General features: G+C 62.1%; 17 protein-coding genes and 1 tRNA gene. 10 read left to right on the plus strand and 8 right to left on the minus strand.

All coding sequences use genetic code 11. The features are described 5' to 3' along the window. Positions 1-80 precede the first annotated feature (80 nt). From prfB to KVT37_RS05555, 6 genes are all read left to right on the plus strand, one after another. Positions 81-1,212, plus strand: a protein-coding gene (gene prfB, locus KVT37_RS05530; RefSeq protein ID WP_217570479.1) for a peptide chain release factor 2 whose coding sequence is annotated in 2 segments (ribosomal slippage) — positions 81-146 and positions 148-1,212 — 1,131 coding nt in all. Because the reading frame shifts where the segments join, the coding sequence is not laid out codon by codon here. A 61-nt stretch (positions 1,213-1,273) separates the two neighbouring features. After that, the gene (locus KVT37_RS05535; RefSeq protein ID WP_217570481.1) at positions 1,274-1,693 is read left to right on the plus strand and encodes a GFA family protein; all 420 of its coding nucleotides are present in this window, start codon (positions 1,274-1,276) and stop codon (positions 1,691-1,693) included. A 295-nt stretch (positions 1,694-1,988) separates the two neighbouring features. Next, positions 1,989-2,366: a hypothetical protein gene (locus KVT37_RS05540; protein ID WP_127230189.1), complete on the plus strand. Its 378-nt coding sequence runs from the start codon at positions 1,989-1,991 to the stop codon at positions 2,364-2,366. A 153-nt stretch (positions 2,367-2,519) separates the two neighbouring features. After that, on the plus strand, positions 2,520-2,888 hold the full coding sequence (locus KVT37_RS05545; RefSeq protein WP_217570483.1) for a GFA family protein: 369 nt from the start codon (positions 2,520-2,522) through the stop codon (positions 2,886-2,888). Between the two features lie 138 nt (positions 2,889-3,026). After that, complete coding sequence (locus tag KVT37_RS05550; RefSeq protein WP_112099652.1) at positions 3,027-3,677, plus strand: OmpA family protein; 651 nt, start codon at positions 3,027-3,029, stop codon at positions 3,675-3,677. Positions 3,678-3,932: 255 nt separating this feature from the next. Further along, positions 3,933-4,541: a hypothetical protein gene (locus KVT37_RS05555; RefSeq protein ID WP_217570485.1), complete on the plus strand. Its 609-nt coding sequence runs from the start codon at positions 3,933-3,935 to the stop codon at positions 4,539-4,541. A gap of 98 nt (positions 4,542-4,639) precedes the next feature. On the opposite strand, the gene KVT37_RS05560 is transcribed toward KVT37_RS05555, so the two are convergent. The 7 genes from KVT37_RS05560 to KVT37_RS05590 form a co-directional block, all read right to left on the minus strand. Next, a complete protein-coding gene (locus tag KVT37_RS05560; protein WP_217570487.1) occupies positions 4,640-6,178 on the minus strand; it encodes a DEAD/DEAH box helicase in 1,539 nt (512 codons plus the stop codon). A gap of 293 nt (positions 6,179-6,471) precedes the next feature. Next, the gene (locus tag KVT37_RS05565; protein WP_217570489.1) at positions 6,472-7,245 is read right to left on the minus strand and encodes an NAD kinase; all 774 of its coding nucleotides are present in this window, start codon (positions 7,243-7,245) and stop codon (positions 6,472-6,474) included. Between the two features lie 437 nt (positions 7,246-7,682). Then, positions 7,683-8,441: an MBL fold metallo-hydrolase gene (locus KVT37_RS05570; protein WP_217570491.1), complete on the minus strand. Its 759-nt coding sequence runs from the start codon at positions 8,439-8,441 to the stop codon at positions 7,683-7,685. A gap of 2 nt (positions 8,442-8,443) precedes the next feature. After that, a complete protein-coding gene (locus tag KVT37_RS05575) occupies positions 8,444-9,508 on the minus strand; it encodes an ABC transporter ATP-binding protein (RefSeq protein WP_217570493.1) in 1,065 nt (354 codons plus the stop codon). Then, positions 9,505-10,287 carry an ABC transporter permease gene (locus tag KVT37_RS05580; RefSeq protein ID WP_217570495.1) on the minus strand — a complete coding sequence of 261 codons (783 nt, stop codon included), beginning with the start codon at positions 10,285-10,287 and terminating at the stop codon, positions 9,505-9,507. The genes KVT37_RS05575 and KVT37_RS05580 overlap by 4 nt, the downstream gene beginning before the upstream one ends. Positions 10,288-10,289: 2 nt before the next feature. Next, positions 10,290-11,132, minus strand: a complete 843-nt coding sequence (locus KVT37_RS05585; protein WP_217570497.1) for an ABC transporter permease — start codon at positions 11,130-11,132, stop codon at positions 10,290-10,292. A gap of 7 nt (positions 11,133-11,139) precedes the next feature. Continuing rightward, positions 11,140-12,222 (minus strand): spermidine/putrescine ABC transporter substrate-binding protein, encoded by a 1,083-nt coding sequence (locus tag KVT37_RS05590; RefSeq protein ID WP_217570499.1) that lies wholly within the window; start codon positions 12,220-12,222, stop codon positions 11,140-11,142. Positions 12,223-12,315: 93 nt separating this feature from the next. Between KVT37_RS05590 and KVT37_RS05595 the strand changes: the two genes are divergently transcribed. Both KVT37_RS05595 and KVT37_RS05600 read left to right on the plus strand, forming a co-directional pair. Continuing rightward, positions 12,316-12,930: a TetR/AcrR family transcriptional regulator gene (locus KVT37_RS05595; RefSeq protein WP_217570501.1), complete on the plus strand. Its 615-nt coding sequence runs from the start codon at positions 12,316-12,318 to the stop codon at positions 12,928-12,930. A 171-nt stretch (positions 12,931-13,101) separates the two neighbouring features. Next, the gene (locus KVT37_RS05600; RefSeq protein WP_217570503.1) at positions 13,102-14,103 is read left to right on the plus strand and encodes a class I SAM-dependent methyltransferase; all 1,002 of its coding nucleotides are present in this window, start codon (positions 13,102-13,104) and stop codon (positions 14,101-14,103) included. Positions 14,104-14,110: 7 nt separating this feature from the next. On the opposite strand, the gene KVT37_RS05605 is transcribed toward KVT37_RS05600, so the two are convergent. Continuing rightward, positions 14,111-14,186: transfer RNA gene (locus KVT37_RS05605), tRNA-Thr, on the minus strand. 150 nt (positions 14,187-14,336) lie between these two features. Here KVT37_RS05605 and KVT37_RS05610 point away from each other — a divergent pair. Both KVT37_RS05610 and KVT37_RS05615 read left to right on the plus strand, forming a co-directional pair. Beyond that, positions 14,337-14,504, plus strand: a complete 168-nt coding sequence (locus tag KVT37_RS05610) for a hypothetical protein (RefSeq protein ID WP_127235896.1) — start codon at positions 14,337-14,339, stop codon at positions 14,502-14,504. A 159-nt stretch (positions 14,505-14,663) separates the two neighbouring features. Then, positions 14,664-14,855 carry a hypothetical protein gene (locus tag KVT37_RS05615; RefSeq protein WP_217570505.1) on the plus strand — a complete coding sequence of 64 codons (192 nt, stop codon included), beginning with the start codon at positions 14,664-14,666 and terminating at the stop codon, positions 14,853-14,855. The last annotated feature ends 61 nt before the right edge of the window (positions 14,856-14,916 follow it).

Raw genomic sequence — 14,916 nt, forward strand, 5'->3', positions numbered from 1 at the left:
GCTTTACAGGCGGCGATGCCGTGCCTATGTATCGCGCCTATCCCGCAAAGACCGAAAAGAACAGGACCGAACGAAAAGCCATGCGCGCGGAAACGCTCAACATTGTCGACGAGATCAGGCAGGCGATAACCCTGCTGAGGAGGCATCTTTGACTGGGATCAGGCTGTAAAGCGGCTTGAGTACCTGAATTCGCGCGCCGAGGATTCCAGCCTCTGGAATGATCCGATTGAAGCGCAGAAGCTGATGCGCGAGCGCCAGGAACTCGAGGACGGCATCGCCGCCGTCAAGGGAATGACCCAGGCGCTGGAAGACAATATCGGCCTGATCGAGCTCGGCGAGGAAGAGGGTGACGACAGCATCGTCGCGGAAGCCGAGGCGGCGCTGCGCTCGATGCAGGGCGAGGCCAAGGCCCGCCAGGTCGAGACGCTGCTTTCCGGCGAAGCCGATTCCAACGATACCTATCTCGAAATCCATGCCGGCGCCGGCGGCACCGAGAGCCAGGACTGGGCTTCCATGCTCCTGCGTATGTATACGCGCTGGGCCGAACGCCGCCGCTTCAAGGTCGAGGTGCTGGAAGTCCATGACGGCGAAGAAGCGGGCATCAAGTCCGCCACCGTGCTGATCAAGGGCCACAACGCCTATGGCTGGCTGAAGACGGAGTCCGGCGTTCACCGCCTGGTGCGCATCTCGCCCTATGACAGCAACGCGCGCCGCCATACATCCTTCTCCAGTGTCTGGGTCTATCCTGTCGTCGACGACAAGATTGAGATCGATGTCTCGGAATCTGACGTGCGCATCGATACCTATCGCTCCTCGGGTTCGGGCGGCCAGCACGTCAACACCACCGATTCCGCCGTGCGCATCACCCATCTGGCGACCGGCATAGCGGTCGCCTGCCAGGCTGAGCGTTCGCAGCACAAGAACCGCGCCAAGGCCTGGGAAATGCTGCGTTCGCGGCTCTACGAGGAAGAGCTGAAGAAGCGAGAGGCGGTCGCCAACGCCACCGAAGCCTCGAAGAGCGATATCGGCTGGGGCCACCAGATCCGCTCCTACGTGCTGCAGCCCTATCAGTTGGTGAAGGATCTGCGCACCGGTGTCGAGAGCACTTCGCCGTCGAGCGTGCTCGATGGCGATCTCGACGAATTCATGGAAGCCTCGCTCTCGCATCGCATCGAGGGCGGCGCAGGCGAAGCAGTGGCGGACCTCGACTAGGATATGTCCATATTCAGGTGGTGCTGAGCCTGAGCTGAATCTGATCATATCCCCGCGTTGCATGAAGGAAGAGCCGGTGACGCGCAAACTTACCGGACAATGCTTTTGTCGTGCCGTGAGTTACGAGGTGGCGGACGAATTCGTCTATGCCGCGAACTGCCATTGCTCCAATTGCAGGCGCACGACGGGCTCGGCCTTCAAGCCCTTCGCCGGCATCGAGAGCGATAAGTTTCGCCTGACCGCCGGCGGCGACCGGCTGCTGATCTATGGTGACGAAACCGGCCACGACGCGCATTGCGGGCAATGCGGTTCGCTTCTCTATTCGCTGGTGCGGGAGGGCGCTTACGTCCACGTCCCCATAGGAACGCTGGTCGATGAACCAGGCATTCGCCCGAGCGCCCACATCTTTGTCGGCTCCAAGGCGAAGTGGTTCACAATCACCGACGACCTGCCGCAGTATGATGAGCACGTTTCCGGCTGAACGCCGGGAACCAGCTTGAACCGAATCCCGTTGTCCGGCACCCGTTCCGCGCGGCTAACCGCTCGTTAACCAAGCCGGCGCACGATTCTGGACGGCAGAGGCTGGCGTGAATGACGGCATCGCCGTTGCAGGCGGTTGCTTGCGCCAGTCGAGGAATCAGCCCAGCCTTGGTGCTGGGGTTAAAAGCATTTATGGCCGGATGCGGCATATCTGCGACCGACGATTCGGCCACTGGGAAGACACGTTCCGGGAACGGGCAAGCGAAAAACGCTTGATGCTCGAAAGGAACGCTTCGATGTCTGCTGCCAAATCAAGATCGGCCCAAGCCGCTCGACCGGCTGGCCGACTTTTGTTTTCCCTGTTCGCAGTGGGTGCCATCTCGGTGCTGGCGCCGCCGGCCATCGCACACGACGCCAAACCCACGGCGGTGTTGCCGCAGGGGTGGAGCTATCCATTTGCCTGCTGCGCCAATTATGACTGCAAGGAGGTGCCGCAATCTTCGATCAGCGAGCGGCCCGAGGGCTACGTCATAAAAGGGACGGGCGAGGTGGTGGCCTATGCCGACAAGCGGGTCAAGAACTCGCCCGACGGGGAGTACCATTGGTGCGCCCATCAGGCAGGGCTCGATGCCGGCAAGACCATCTGCCTGTTCGTGCCGCCGCCCTCTTACTAGACCTCGCAACCCAAACACGAAGCGCGAGGGTCTTCGAGCACGGCAGGATACCTGCCGAAGCTGCTGACTGACAGTTGTCAGGATCGCTTCTTTATGTTGCCCTGCCACCAGGGGAATTCCGGCGTGGCGGCAGACAACGGAGAGGTGATTTTGATGACGATCAAGGGAAGCTGCCACTGTAAGGCGACAACCTTCGAGGTTGCCGAGCCGCCGCAGACGGTGACGCAATGCACATGCTCGTTCTGCTCGAAGCGGGGGGCGCTATGGGCCTACTACGTCCCGTCGCAATTCAGGCTGACCAGCCCCCCCGGAAATGTCTCCTTCTATCGCTGGGGCTCGAAGACCGTAAAGCACGGTTTCTGCGCCACCTGCGGCTGCGGCACCTTCACCGAGACGCCCGACTGGTCGACCGGGAAGCCGGATTTCGATAACCCGAAGATCAGCGTCAATTCGCGTCTGTTCGACGATTTCGATCTGGACAAGGTCGAGGTGGTGGTCATCGACGGTAAGAATTTGTGGTAGCGGCGAAACGGGAGGGATCGCCGAAACGTCGCCGGCCGCATTCCCGTTCCGTTTTTCGCCGCATTTCATGCTACAAGGCTGCGGAAGGGCTGATTTGGCGCGGCCGCAAAGGCCGCGAGTTGGAGAGGGACCAATCTCATGAAGAAGACTGTGCTCGTCGCCGTGGCGACGGCTTTACTGGTGAGCGCCTGCACCACCACCGATCCGTATACCGGCGACCAGAAGATCTCCAATACGGCGGCCGGTGCCGGCCTCGGCGCGCTGGCCGGTGCCAGCCTCGGTCTGCTCGCCGGCGGCAATGACCGCCGCAACGCCCTGATCGGCGCCGGCATCGGTGCGCTTGCCGGTGGCGCGATCGGCGCGACGATGGACCAGAACGAGGCGGAGCTCCGCCGTCAGCTGCAGGGCACCGGCGTCAGCGTCACCCGCAGCGGCGACCAGATCATCCTCAACATGCCGTCCGACATCACCTTCAACGTCGACCAGGACGCGGTGAAGCCGGGCTTCTATCCGGTGCTGAACTCGGTCGCGCTGGTGCTGAAGAAGTTCCGCCAGACCACCGTCGACGTCTTCGGCCACACCGATTCGACCGGCGGCGACCAGCACAATTTCGATCTGTCGCAGCGTCGCGCGCTCGCCGTCGCCAACTACCTGTCCGGCCAGGGCGTCGATCAGCGCCGCTTCGCCGTCACCGGCTTTGGCAAGACGCGCCCGATCGCATCCAATGCCACGGCCGCCGGCCGCGAGCAGAACCGGCGCGTCGAAATCCAGCTGTCGCCGCTCACCTGAGGCAAAACCGCCCGAAAGAGCGCATTTCCCGCGAAGCAAAACGGCCCTTTACGGGGCCGTTTTTTGTTTGGCGTTGCCCAAAGATGGGTCGAAGGTCTTAGGCCATTAGCTTGTTCTAATTGATACTTTTCCAGAACCTAGGAAAGGACTACCATCCTGATGTTCCAGAGGGGATGGGGTGGTCAACCGGCCGCGCAATCTGCATCTGCCGCCCCGGTCTTGCACGGCCAGATCAAGGGAATCTGGGAGGAATGCATGACAAGAACAGCTCGTCTCGGGCGCTGCGGTGCCCTCGTTTTGGCAGGCCTTATGGGCACATGGCTCGGCTCCGCCGCGGCCCGGGCCGAGGACGCCAACAAGGCCGACCTCGAGGCCTTGAAGAAATCGCTGGCCAAGTATGAAGATTACACGGCCGCCATCCGCGACCTCTATCTGTCGACCGAAGGCTGCGTCTACTATGCCGGCGAGAAGATAGAAGGGGCGATGTACTATCCCAAGGGCGCCATGGGCGTCCATTTCGTCAACGTCCCGAGTATCGGCAAGCCGCTCGACCCGATGAAGCCCAACGTCCTGATCTACGAGCCGACGAAAAAGGGTTTGAAGTTGGTCGGCGTGGAATGGCTGGTTCCTTTGACACCGGACGTGAAGGAAGCTCCGAAGCTGTTCGGCCAGAAATTCATGGGGCCGATGGAAGGACACTACCCGCTCATCCCGAGGGAGTTCGTCCACTACGACCTGCATGCCTGGCTGTTCAGGGACAATCCGAACGGCATGTTCACACCGACGAACCCGAATGTGAAATGCACCAAGGCCGAGTTCCCGATGCTGGAGAAGCCGACCAAGATGATGCCGGGCCCGATGTAGGGCAGGGCCCTTGGCCGGATTGCTTCAGGCGAAGCAGCCGCAAAAAAGAAACGGCCCCGTTCGGGGCCGTTTTCATTCTACCGGCGCTGGCATGCAGCTCAGACCTTGGCGACGATCCGCATGAAGGCCGGCACGTCGTCGCCGAAGCCGACGGTCGCGTCGTCTTCCTCGCGATGGCGGCCGGGGCGGTCGCGCTGCGGACGGGCGTCGCCGCGCTGCTCATGGCGGTTGCCCGAACCCTTGCGCTCATTCTCGGAACGGATCGCGTCCTCGCGGGCGCGGCGCTCGGCGATATCGGCCACTTCGGCGACCGGCTGCTCCTCGCGCGCGGCCTCGGGCGTCTCGTCGCGCTTGGCGTGACGGTCCTTCTTGCGCTCGCCGCGATCCTTGCGGTCCTCGTCTTTGCGGCCGGCGCGACGCGGCGCGCCGCGGCCACGGCGCGGCTGCTCCTCGCCTTCGCTTTCGGTCACGGTCGACAGGTCGCCGTCATGCCATTCGATCTTGGTGCCGATCAGCCTCTCGATGGCGTCGACATATTTGGTGTCGGAGCGCGTGGCGATGGTGAAGGACTTGCCGGCGCGTCCGGCACGGCCGGTGCGGCCGATGCGGTGGACATAGTCCTCGGCGTGGATCGGCACGTCGTAGTTGAACACGTGGCTGACATCGGGAATGTCGAGGCCGCGCGCCGCGACGTCCGAGGCAACGAGATAGCGCAGCTTGCCGTCGCGGAAATTGGCGAGCATCTGCATGCGGGCGCGCTGGTCCATATCGCCATGCAGGGCGCCTGCGTCGAAATCATGCTTCAACAGCGAGCGGAACAGTTCCGACACCTCGACCTTTCGGTTGCAGAAGATGATGGCGTTCTTCAGGTCGGCGTCTTCGGCCTTGATCAGGTTGCGCAGCGTTTCGCGCTTCTCCCAGGGCTTGTTGCCGGACTTCACCAGGCGCTGCGTGATGCTGGTCGCGGTGGAGGCGGCCTTGGAGACCTCGACGCGCACCGGCGCGTGCAGGAACTTCTCGGTGAGCTTGGTGATCTCCGGCGGCATCGTCGCCGAGAAGAACAGCGTCTGGCGCGTGAACGGGATCATTTCGCAGATGCGCTCGATGTCGGGAATGAAGCCCATGTCGAGCATGCGGTCGGCCTCGTCGATGACGAGGATTTCGACGCCGTTGAGCAGCAGCTTGCCGCGCTCGCGGTGGTCGAGCAGGCGGCCGGGCGTCGCGATCAGTACATCGGCGCCGCGCTCGAGCTTCTTGTCCTGCTCGTCGAACGAGACGCCGCCGATCAGGAGCGCGATGTTCAGCTTGTGGTTCTTGCCGTATTTGACGAAGTTCTCCTCGACCTGCGCGGCGAGCTCGCGGGTCGGCTCCAGGATCAGCGTGCGCGGCATGCGGGCTCGCGCCCGGCCTTTTTCAAGGCGCGTCAGCATTGGCAGCACGAAGGACGCGGTCTTGCCGGTGCCGGTCTGGGCGATTCCCAGCACGTCCTTGCCGAGCAGCGCGTGCGGGATGGCGCCAGCCTGGATCGGAGTCGGCTTGGTGTAGCCGGCATCTGAGACTGCGGAGAGGACCTTCGGCGAAAGGCCAAGGTCCGAGAATGTCAACGCTTCTTGAGCGGTCGTGGTGTCTGAGGACAAGTGTTTGATGTCTTTGGCTGGTTCGGGAAAATCGCAACACGTGTTGCGGCAGGCGCCGCGCGCTTGCAAGATCGCGGTTGCAGTTAGGCGCAAGTCCGCGATTTGTCAACAGAAACGGGCAGAAATCCGGCGATTGTGAAGACGTAACCTTAATCGCGATGCTTAAAGCGCGTCGCAATGAAACGGAAACAGGCGACGCGCTTCAAGTCTTTGCTTGATGGATGCCGTTTTTCCAAAACCGCTGCGCAGTTTTGGGCGACGTGCATCAATCGAAACAGTATCGCTGCGCCGGCTCAATAGCGGAATTGCTCGGCTAGGATGCGTTCGTTCCACGAATGGTTCGGATCGAACAGCAAAGTCGCCGTCGCCGTCGGCGATTCCCGCACGGTGACGGAAGCCACGGCCTTCACCTCGGTGTGGTCGGCGGCGGCATTCACCGGGCGCTTTTCGGCTTCCAGTATGTCGAAGCGCACGGTCGCCTTGTTGGAGAGCAGCGCTCCGCGCCAGCGCCGCGGCCGGAAGGGACTGACCGGCGTTAGCGCCAGAAGCGGCGCATCGAGCGGCAGGATCGGCCCGTGTGCCGACAGATTATAGGCGGTGGAGCCGGCGGGCGTCGCGATCATCACGCCGTCGCAATTCAACTCCTCCAGCCGCACCTGGCCGTCCACGGTGATACGAATCTTCGCCGTCTGGTAGGACTGGCGCCACAGCGCGACCTCGTTGATGGCCGGCGCCGAAATCGTTTCGCCGTCATGCGTCACCGCGACCATCTCCAGCGGGCGGATCGTCTCGGCGACCGCGGCGGCGATGCGCTCCTCAAGGCCCCCGGCACGATATTCATTCATCAGGAAGCCGATGGTGCCACGGTTCATGCCGTAGACCTTCTTGCCCGTGCTCATCGTGTCGCGCAAGGTCTGCAGCAGAAAACCGTCGCCGCCGAGCGCAATGATGATCTCCGCCTCCGCGACAGGCACCTGACCATAGCGCGCTGACAGGCTTTCCAGCGCGGCGCGGGCGTCGTCAGTGTCGGAAGAGACGAAGGCGAAACGGCTGGCGGCTTTGCTCATGACTCCCGGAGGGCGACCATTTGCCGGGCCGCGCCGGCGACGGCGTAGCATGCGGCGCCCGTGTCTGTGAAGGGCGCTATGCAGCGCTGGCGAGTGGGGTCCTCGACATGCAATCGCGCTTCGTGACAGAGGCGCAACGAATGTGATGGCTGTAATGGTTAAGACGAAGCTTAAACACTCGTAAAGCCGGATCGATCATGTTAGCCGACAGTGGATGGGTTGGCGGGGGCTGACCAGTCGAGAGACCTGTCTATTGCCAGTAACGCGTCTGATCATAGTCTTCCTGATGATGGGAAGCTTCGCGCTGATGTTCGCTGAACTGGTGCGTCATTCCGAAGAGATGAGCCAGCGCCCGCAGCCTACCGCTTCCCGCTGTGGCGACGCCACCGGAACGCCCTGTCCACAAAGAGCGCTGTAGGCTCCGCTTCCCCGATCGCTCAGCCGCCCTGCAGGTGGCAGCCTGGTTTGCGCTTGCCCGCGACATATTCGTCGATGAGCTGGAGGTAGCGCACTTTGCCGAAACTCGGAAAATGGCCGCCATGCACGACCGAGACGTCGAGCTCGCGCAGGGCAAGCAGCGTGCCGACATAGTCCTCGATGTCTGAGTGATAGACATCGTCGATCAGTGGCCCGTCATAGACGATGTCGCCTGACAGCAGGATGCCGGTTTTCTTCTCGTAGAGCGCGATGCCGCCGGGCGAATGTCCAGGCGTGTGGATGACCTCGAAGGCGCGGTCGCCGAGATCGATGACGTCGCCATGCCCGAGCAGCCTGTTGGCCGGCGCGGGCTGGATGCGATAGCCCGCCGTATCCCAGCCTTTCGGCGCGCCGTCGAACATCTCCTCATTGGCGTAGCGGTCGGCGACCGTCCATTCTTTGCGCGGATCGGCAAGGATTGCCGCCTCGGCCGAGTGCACGCAGCGATCCGGGAACTCGTGGTGGCAGCCGATATGGTCGAAATGCGTGTGGCTGGCGACGCAGGTAAGCTTGCGCTCGGCCACCAGCGGCACGTGGCGCCGCAAGCTGAAATGGCCAAGGCCGGTGTCGAACAACAGGTCGCGGTCGCGCCCGCGCACATGCCAGATATTGCAGCGGAAGAACGGTTTTATCCAAGGCTCGTGGATGAGCGTGACGTCGTCGGCCATGCGGATGGTTTCGTACCAGTCCGGAGCCTCTATCACCGGAAGCATGTTCATAATCAGACCGCCAGCAGGATGATGTCTTGAGCGTTGCACGAAACCGCTGTCGTGTCGCCCGCCTGAACGGTGGCCGAAGCGGGAGCCTTGGCGATGAATTGCAGCGCGGGATCCAGTGCCGAGGCGGCAAGCACGCGCTTGAAGCTGCCCTGGAAGACGACATCGCCGACCGTGGCCGTGCCGAGCGCGACATCGCCTTTTGCCTCTCCGAGAACCAGGTGTTCGGGCCGGATGGCGAGCGCGATCTTGGCGCCGGCAGGCGATGGGCCGGGCACTGAAATCGGACCGACCGGGGTCGAGGCCGTAACGATCCCGTTCCTCGCCTCGGTCACGGTGCCGGCAAGGATGGTGCTCTCGCCCATGAAGGTTGCGGAAAACCGTGTCGCCGGCCGCGCATAGACCCGCTCTGGCGGGCCTTCGTCCTCGATGCGCCCGTCATTCATCACCACGCAATGGTCGGCCAGCGCCATCGCCTCTTCCTGGTCGTGGGTGACATGGATGAAGGCGGTGCCGACGCGCTTCTGGATCGCCTTCAGTTCGTCCTGCATCTGCCGGCGCAGTTTCAGGTCAAGCGCGCCGAGCGGCTCGTCGAGCAAAAGCACCGCCGGTTCGATGACCAGCGCCCGGGCCAGCGCCACGCGCTGCCGCTGGCCGCCGGAGAGCTGATGCGGCTTCTTGTCGAAGGCGGCCGCCAGCCCGACAAGGGCAAGCGCATCGCGTGCCTTCGCAGCCCGGGTCGCGCCGTCGACGCCCTGCATGCGCAGCCCGAAGCCGACATTGCCGCCGACGCTCATATGCGGGAACAGCGCATAATCCTGGAACACAGTGGTCGTCGGGCGTTTGGCCGGGGGCACTGCGGTGCAGTCCTGGCCGCGAATAAGGACCTTGCCTTCGCTGGGCGTGACGAAACCGCCGAGGATGGAGAGCAGCGTCGTCTTGCCGGAACCTGAGGGTCCAAGCAGGATCGTGTAGCTGCCGGGTTCGATCGCCAGCGAGACGCTCTTCAGCACCGCAAGCTGCCCGAAGCGATGCGAGACGTTGCGGATATCGACCAGGGGCGCGCTCATGCCGGCTTTCTCCGCAACAGCGTCAGTTCGAAAAACACCACCAGGACGATGGAGACGGCAAAGACCAGCGAGCCGACGGCATTGGTCTTGGGGTTGAGCCCTGAGCGCAGCAGGTTCCAGATCTCGACGGGCAGCGTCGTCTCGAAACGGGTGAGCAGGAAGGAGATGACGAACTCATCCCAGGAGAAGGTCATCGACAGGAAGAAGCCGGCGAAGATCGCCGGCGCCATCACCGGCACGGTGATTAGCAAAAGCACCTTCCATTCGGCGGCGCCGAGGTCGCGCGCGGCACGCTCGATGTTGATCTGGTGGTCGCCCATCTGGCTGTAGATGATGGCGAAACAGAGCGGCAGGTTGATCACGACGTGGCCGATCCCGGCGGCTAAAAGCGACTTCGGCACGCCGGCCCAGTTGAACAGCACCAGCAGACCCATGCCGATGATCAGATAGCTGACGGTAAGCGGCAGCGTGATCAGCCCGCGCAACAGCGCCGAGCCCGGCAGCACGAAGCGCGCGAAACCCCAGGCGGAAAGGAAGCCGAGCGTGACGGAAGCGAGCGAGGACAGCACCGCCACCAGGATCGAATTGACCAGCGCCGAGGTGAGCCGCGCATCGGACAGCACCGACTGGTACCAGCGCAGCGACGGGCCGGTGAAGGGCGGGATCGGGAACGAGGTCGCCTGCAATGAGAACAGCACCAGCACCACCACCGGCAGGAAGATGAAGCCGTAGACGGCGATGGCATAGGCCCAGGCGGCGAGGCGGACGGCGGCGCGCATCGTCAGGCCCGCTCGATCTTCAGCCAGCGCGCGCAGGCGAGATAGGCGATGGTGACCACTGCCATCAGGATGATCGACAGCGCCGACGCCAGCGGGAAATCGCCGCGTCGGCCGATCTGCATCATGACGAGCTGCGGCATGACCAGCTCATTGTTGCCGCCGAGGATCTGCGGCGTGATGTAGTCGCCGATGCAAAGCACGAAGGTGAGGAAGGCGCCGACCATGATGCCGGGCAAGGTCAGCGGCAGCACGACATGGATGAAGGTGCGCACCGGTCCGGCGCCGAGATCAGCCGCCGCCTTGCGGTAGCTCGGGCTGAGCTGCTTCAAATTGGCGAAGATCGTCAGCGTCAAAAGCATGACGAAGAAGTGCACGAAGCCGGTGACGGTGGCGAAACGCGTGTTGGCAAGCTGCAGCGGCTCGCCGATCAGGCCGATGCCGGTCAGCGCCCGGTTGATGACGCCGTTCTGCGCCAGCACCAGCAGCCAGGAATAGGAGCGCACGACATAGGACGTCCAGAACGGCAGCACGGCCAGCATCAGCGCCAGCCGCTGCCAGCGCTCCGGCACTTGTTCCGCGAGGATCCAGGCAAAGGGATAGGCAAGCAGGATCGAAATGACGGTGACGATCGCCGTCACCTCCAGCGAGTTCACCATCGCCCGCCAATAGGAGGGGTCGGTGAAGAACTGGCTGTAATTGGCCAACGTGAAGCCGCCGCCCTCATGCGCCGTGAGGCTCGAAAACCCCATGGCGATGAAGGGCAGCACGAAGAACAGAAGCGTCCACGCCAGCGCCGGCGTGACCAGCGCCCAGGGCAGGGCACGCGAGTTTCCCGTGAACGCCATCGGCCGGTTACTGCGCCTGCAGCATTTCGGTCCACATATCCTGCATCTTCTTGTCGAGATCGGCGCTCGGCGCCGGATAGGCCTGGGCGCGGGCGAGGAAGCCGGGCTGCTCGTCGAAGCGCAGGATCTTCTTCTGTTCGTCGCTCAGCGCAGCCTTGTTGTTCGCCGGCATGCCCCAATAGCAGGAGGAGGTGGCAAGCCGCGCCTGGCCTTCCGGGCTCATGATGTACTGGATGAACTTCAGCGCCATGTCCTTGTTCTTGGAATCCTTGAACATGGCGAGCGACTGCGACCACAGCACAGCACCCTCTTTCGGGATCGAGAAGTCGAGCGCCGGGTTTTCCTTGGCGAGGCCGGCCGTGACCCACTCGCCGCCACCGACCAATATGTCGACCTCGCCGGTAGCGAGAGCGGTCTGGCTGGCGGTGACTTCGCCGACCAGCTTGGCGTTGGCCTTCATCTTGAGGAGCTCGGCCTTCAGCGCAGGCAGGTCGGCTTCGGTCAGGTCGGACGTCTTCTTGCCGATCGCCAACGCGGCCATGCCGATCACCGGCAGGTAATAGTCGTAGATCGCGACCTTGCCCTTGTATTTGTCGCTGGTGAGCGAGGCCAGCGACTGCATGTCGGCCGGATCGACCTTGGTCTTGTTGAAGCCGATGGTGTTGTAGCCGAATTTTTCGGTGATGCCGTAGCGCTTGCCGTCGACGATGGTCGACTTGTCCATCTTCACCTCCGGGAAGAGGTCGACGAAGGGCAATTTGTCCTCCGGCAGCGGCTCGAACAGGCCTTTCTCGACGCCACGCGGCACGTCGATGCTATCGATCACCATCACGTCCCAGTCGCCCGGCTGCGACTGTTCGACGATGGCGAGACCGGCGCCGGTGCCTTCGAACTCCTTGACGTTGACCTTGACATTGTTGGCCTCCTCGAAAGGCTGCAGCAGCGCAGGGTCGGAATGATCGCACCAGATCAGCGCGTTGAGATCGGCGGCCTGGGCGCTGCCGGCCGCGAGCAGCAGCGCAGCTGTCGCGCAGGCGGCTCCGAGACGGGACTTGAGGGTGGAAAGCGGATTCCGGACGGTGACGGTCATCGAGTGTTCTCCCTGCCTTGCTGGCTTGTTGGAAGAAAAGTTGAACCAATTCTAAAATTGAGTCAATTATGATTTTGTGGCAGAGAGGCCGATATGAGCGGATTGCGCGAACGGCAAAAGGCGGACCGGCACCGCCGCATCATCGATGCGGCAACGGAACTTTTCCGCGAGGCCGGCTATGAAGGCGCCAAGATCGAGGCAATCGCCGCCCGGGCCGAGGTCTCGATCGGCACCATCTACAATTACTACCAGAACAAGGGCGACATCCTCGGCGCCATCGTGTCGATGGAGGTCAACGAGGTGCTGAATGCCGGGCAAGGGGTGGTCGCCAGCCCGCCGGCCAATGTCGGCGACGCGCTGGACACGCTGATCGGCATCTATATCGAACACTCGCTGAACTATCTGAGCAAGGAGATGTGGCGCCAGGCGATGGCGATCTCGACGCAGCTGCCCGACAGCCCCTTCGGCCAGGCCTACACCGGGCTGGATCGGGAATTGACCAAGCAGATAAGCGCGCTGATCGCTCGCCTCCAGGAGATTGGCCTCGTGCGCGTCGATATCGATGGGGCGGCGGTGGGCGAGCTGATCTTCAACAACATGAACATGATGTTCATCGAGTTCGTGAAGCGCGACGAGGCGAAAATACCGGAGCTGAGGGCGGCGATAAGAAGGCAGAATAGGGTGCTGGTGGCGGCGATTGGGACATAACGCCACGAACTATCGGAACACAGAGCTTTCCGCATGTGCTTGTAGGGCGTTACCAGTTCAAAACCTCTCAAGCGACAAGATGATTTTGCCGGTGACACCGGGATTTTCTGACTATTGTAGGAGAGGATAGGCGCAACCCGGAGCAAGCCGCGGTTCTCTGAAGGAGTTCTGATGCTAACTATCGACCACGCAGTAGGCATGATCGAGAGGCTCGATGGGGGCGTGTTCCAGGTCGCGACGCAAACTTTGCCAAACGACCGCATCAGTTTACTGCGGTTGCAAAATCTGTCCCGGTCGGCTGCAGACGGCTACGTCTACCTTGAAGTTGGCTCGCATCTCGGCGGAAGCTTGTTCCCGCATTTGATTGATCCGCATTGCAGGGCAGCCTTTTCGATTGACCCTCGTCCGGCGCTCCAGGCCGATGAGAGGTCCGAACCGTCTGTTTACAGCGAAAACTCGACAGCCCGGATGATCAGCACTTTGTCAGACTGCCTTCCGCCCGGCACGACTACCAAGCTTGTGACGATCGAAAGTGATGTGTCGGACGTCCGAGCTCACCAGGTGGAGCCGAAAGCTACGCTTGCCCTAATTGACGGAGAGCACACCAACCGGGCGTGCTTTTCGGATTTTGTCGGACTCATGCCGCTTATGAAGCCCGACTGCCTGATTTGCTTCCATGACTCCAATCTTATCGCCGACGCTATCCTCAATGCCGAGCGTTACCTCGACTATCTTGGCCTACCGCATGAGACGGTGTTCCTCCCAGACGCTGTGGCCGCGATAGGGCTCGGTAGCCTCGCAGCCGCGGTGCGAGACGGTCTTGGACCCTTTGCGTTGCACCGTGGTCCCTATCTCGAAAGGTCACGACAAGAATTGTGGGCTCACATAGGCAGGGTGCAAACCAAGAACCTTCAAGCAGAGTTAAATCGTTTGCGCGTCGACAATGCTCGCCTGTTGGAGTGTGAGAAGCATCGCGCAGATCTCGAAGCCGAAGCCGACCGGCGGCGCTTCGAAGAGGCCCGGCTTGTTCAAGAGATCGAGCGAGCGCAACAGGCACAAAGAGCGGCTGAGGCCAGATTTTCAGAGATAGCTGAGAGCACGACCTGGCGCGCGACTGCCCCGGTGCGTGTCGCGGTCTATGGCTTAAAACGATGGATCGGCGTATCTCGATAGTTGGTGCTGGTGCCCCCGGCAGGGATCGAACCCGCGACCTTCGGTTTACAAAACCGCTGCTCTACCAGCTGAGCTACAAGGGCATGGCGCTCCGGTAGCATATTTCGTGCGCCAGTAAAGACAAAACTCCGTTTCGGGTTGCTAATGGACCCGACGCTGAGCCGGCATGCTGAAAAGCGACGCGGCGCTCCCTACATATTCTCCAAGTGCTATTGCATCGAATGGGGTGCCGCATGATCAGATTCGTCATCATCCTGCCGCTCATCGTCGTGACCTGGCTTCTCCTGGTGAAGGTCGTCAGCGACCTGAGGAAAGCCAACATCGACTGGACTGGAGTCGCCACCTTCGTCGGCTTCATCGTGCTTGCCTTCTGGCTGAGGCACGTCACGGGGATGGGGTGAAGGGAGTGAATAGGCAGTAGGCAGTAGGCTTGCTTCAATTCCCTACCGCCTAGTTCCTACTGCCTAACCCCTCAAAACCCTTCGAACCTTTTGCGGCTTCGCCACGACTGATCTCCGAGAGGCGAATGGTCGCCTCGATCAAGGATCCAGGAGATCATCATGTTCAAGCGCACACTGACTTCCGCTCTCGCAGCCATCTTTCTCGCCACCGGCGCGCTGGCCACCACGGTGCAGACGTCCTCGGCTCACGGCATGCATCACCATCACTACGACTACGACGACGACTTTGGTGACTATTGGTGGTACCACCACCATCATCATCACCACGGCCGGGTGGTCATTATCCTTTGAAACGAAAACCTGTTGCTTTCGAAGGGCGGCCTCGGCCGCCCTTTTTCATTTGCATGCAACC

It is taken from the genome of Mesorhizobium sp. GbtcB19, from assembly GCF_019091085.1.
Classification (GTDB): Bacteria; Pseudomonadota; Alphaproteobacteria; order Rhizobiales; family Rhizobiaceae; genus Mesorhizobium.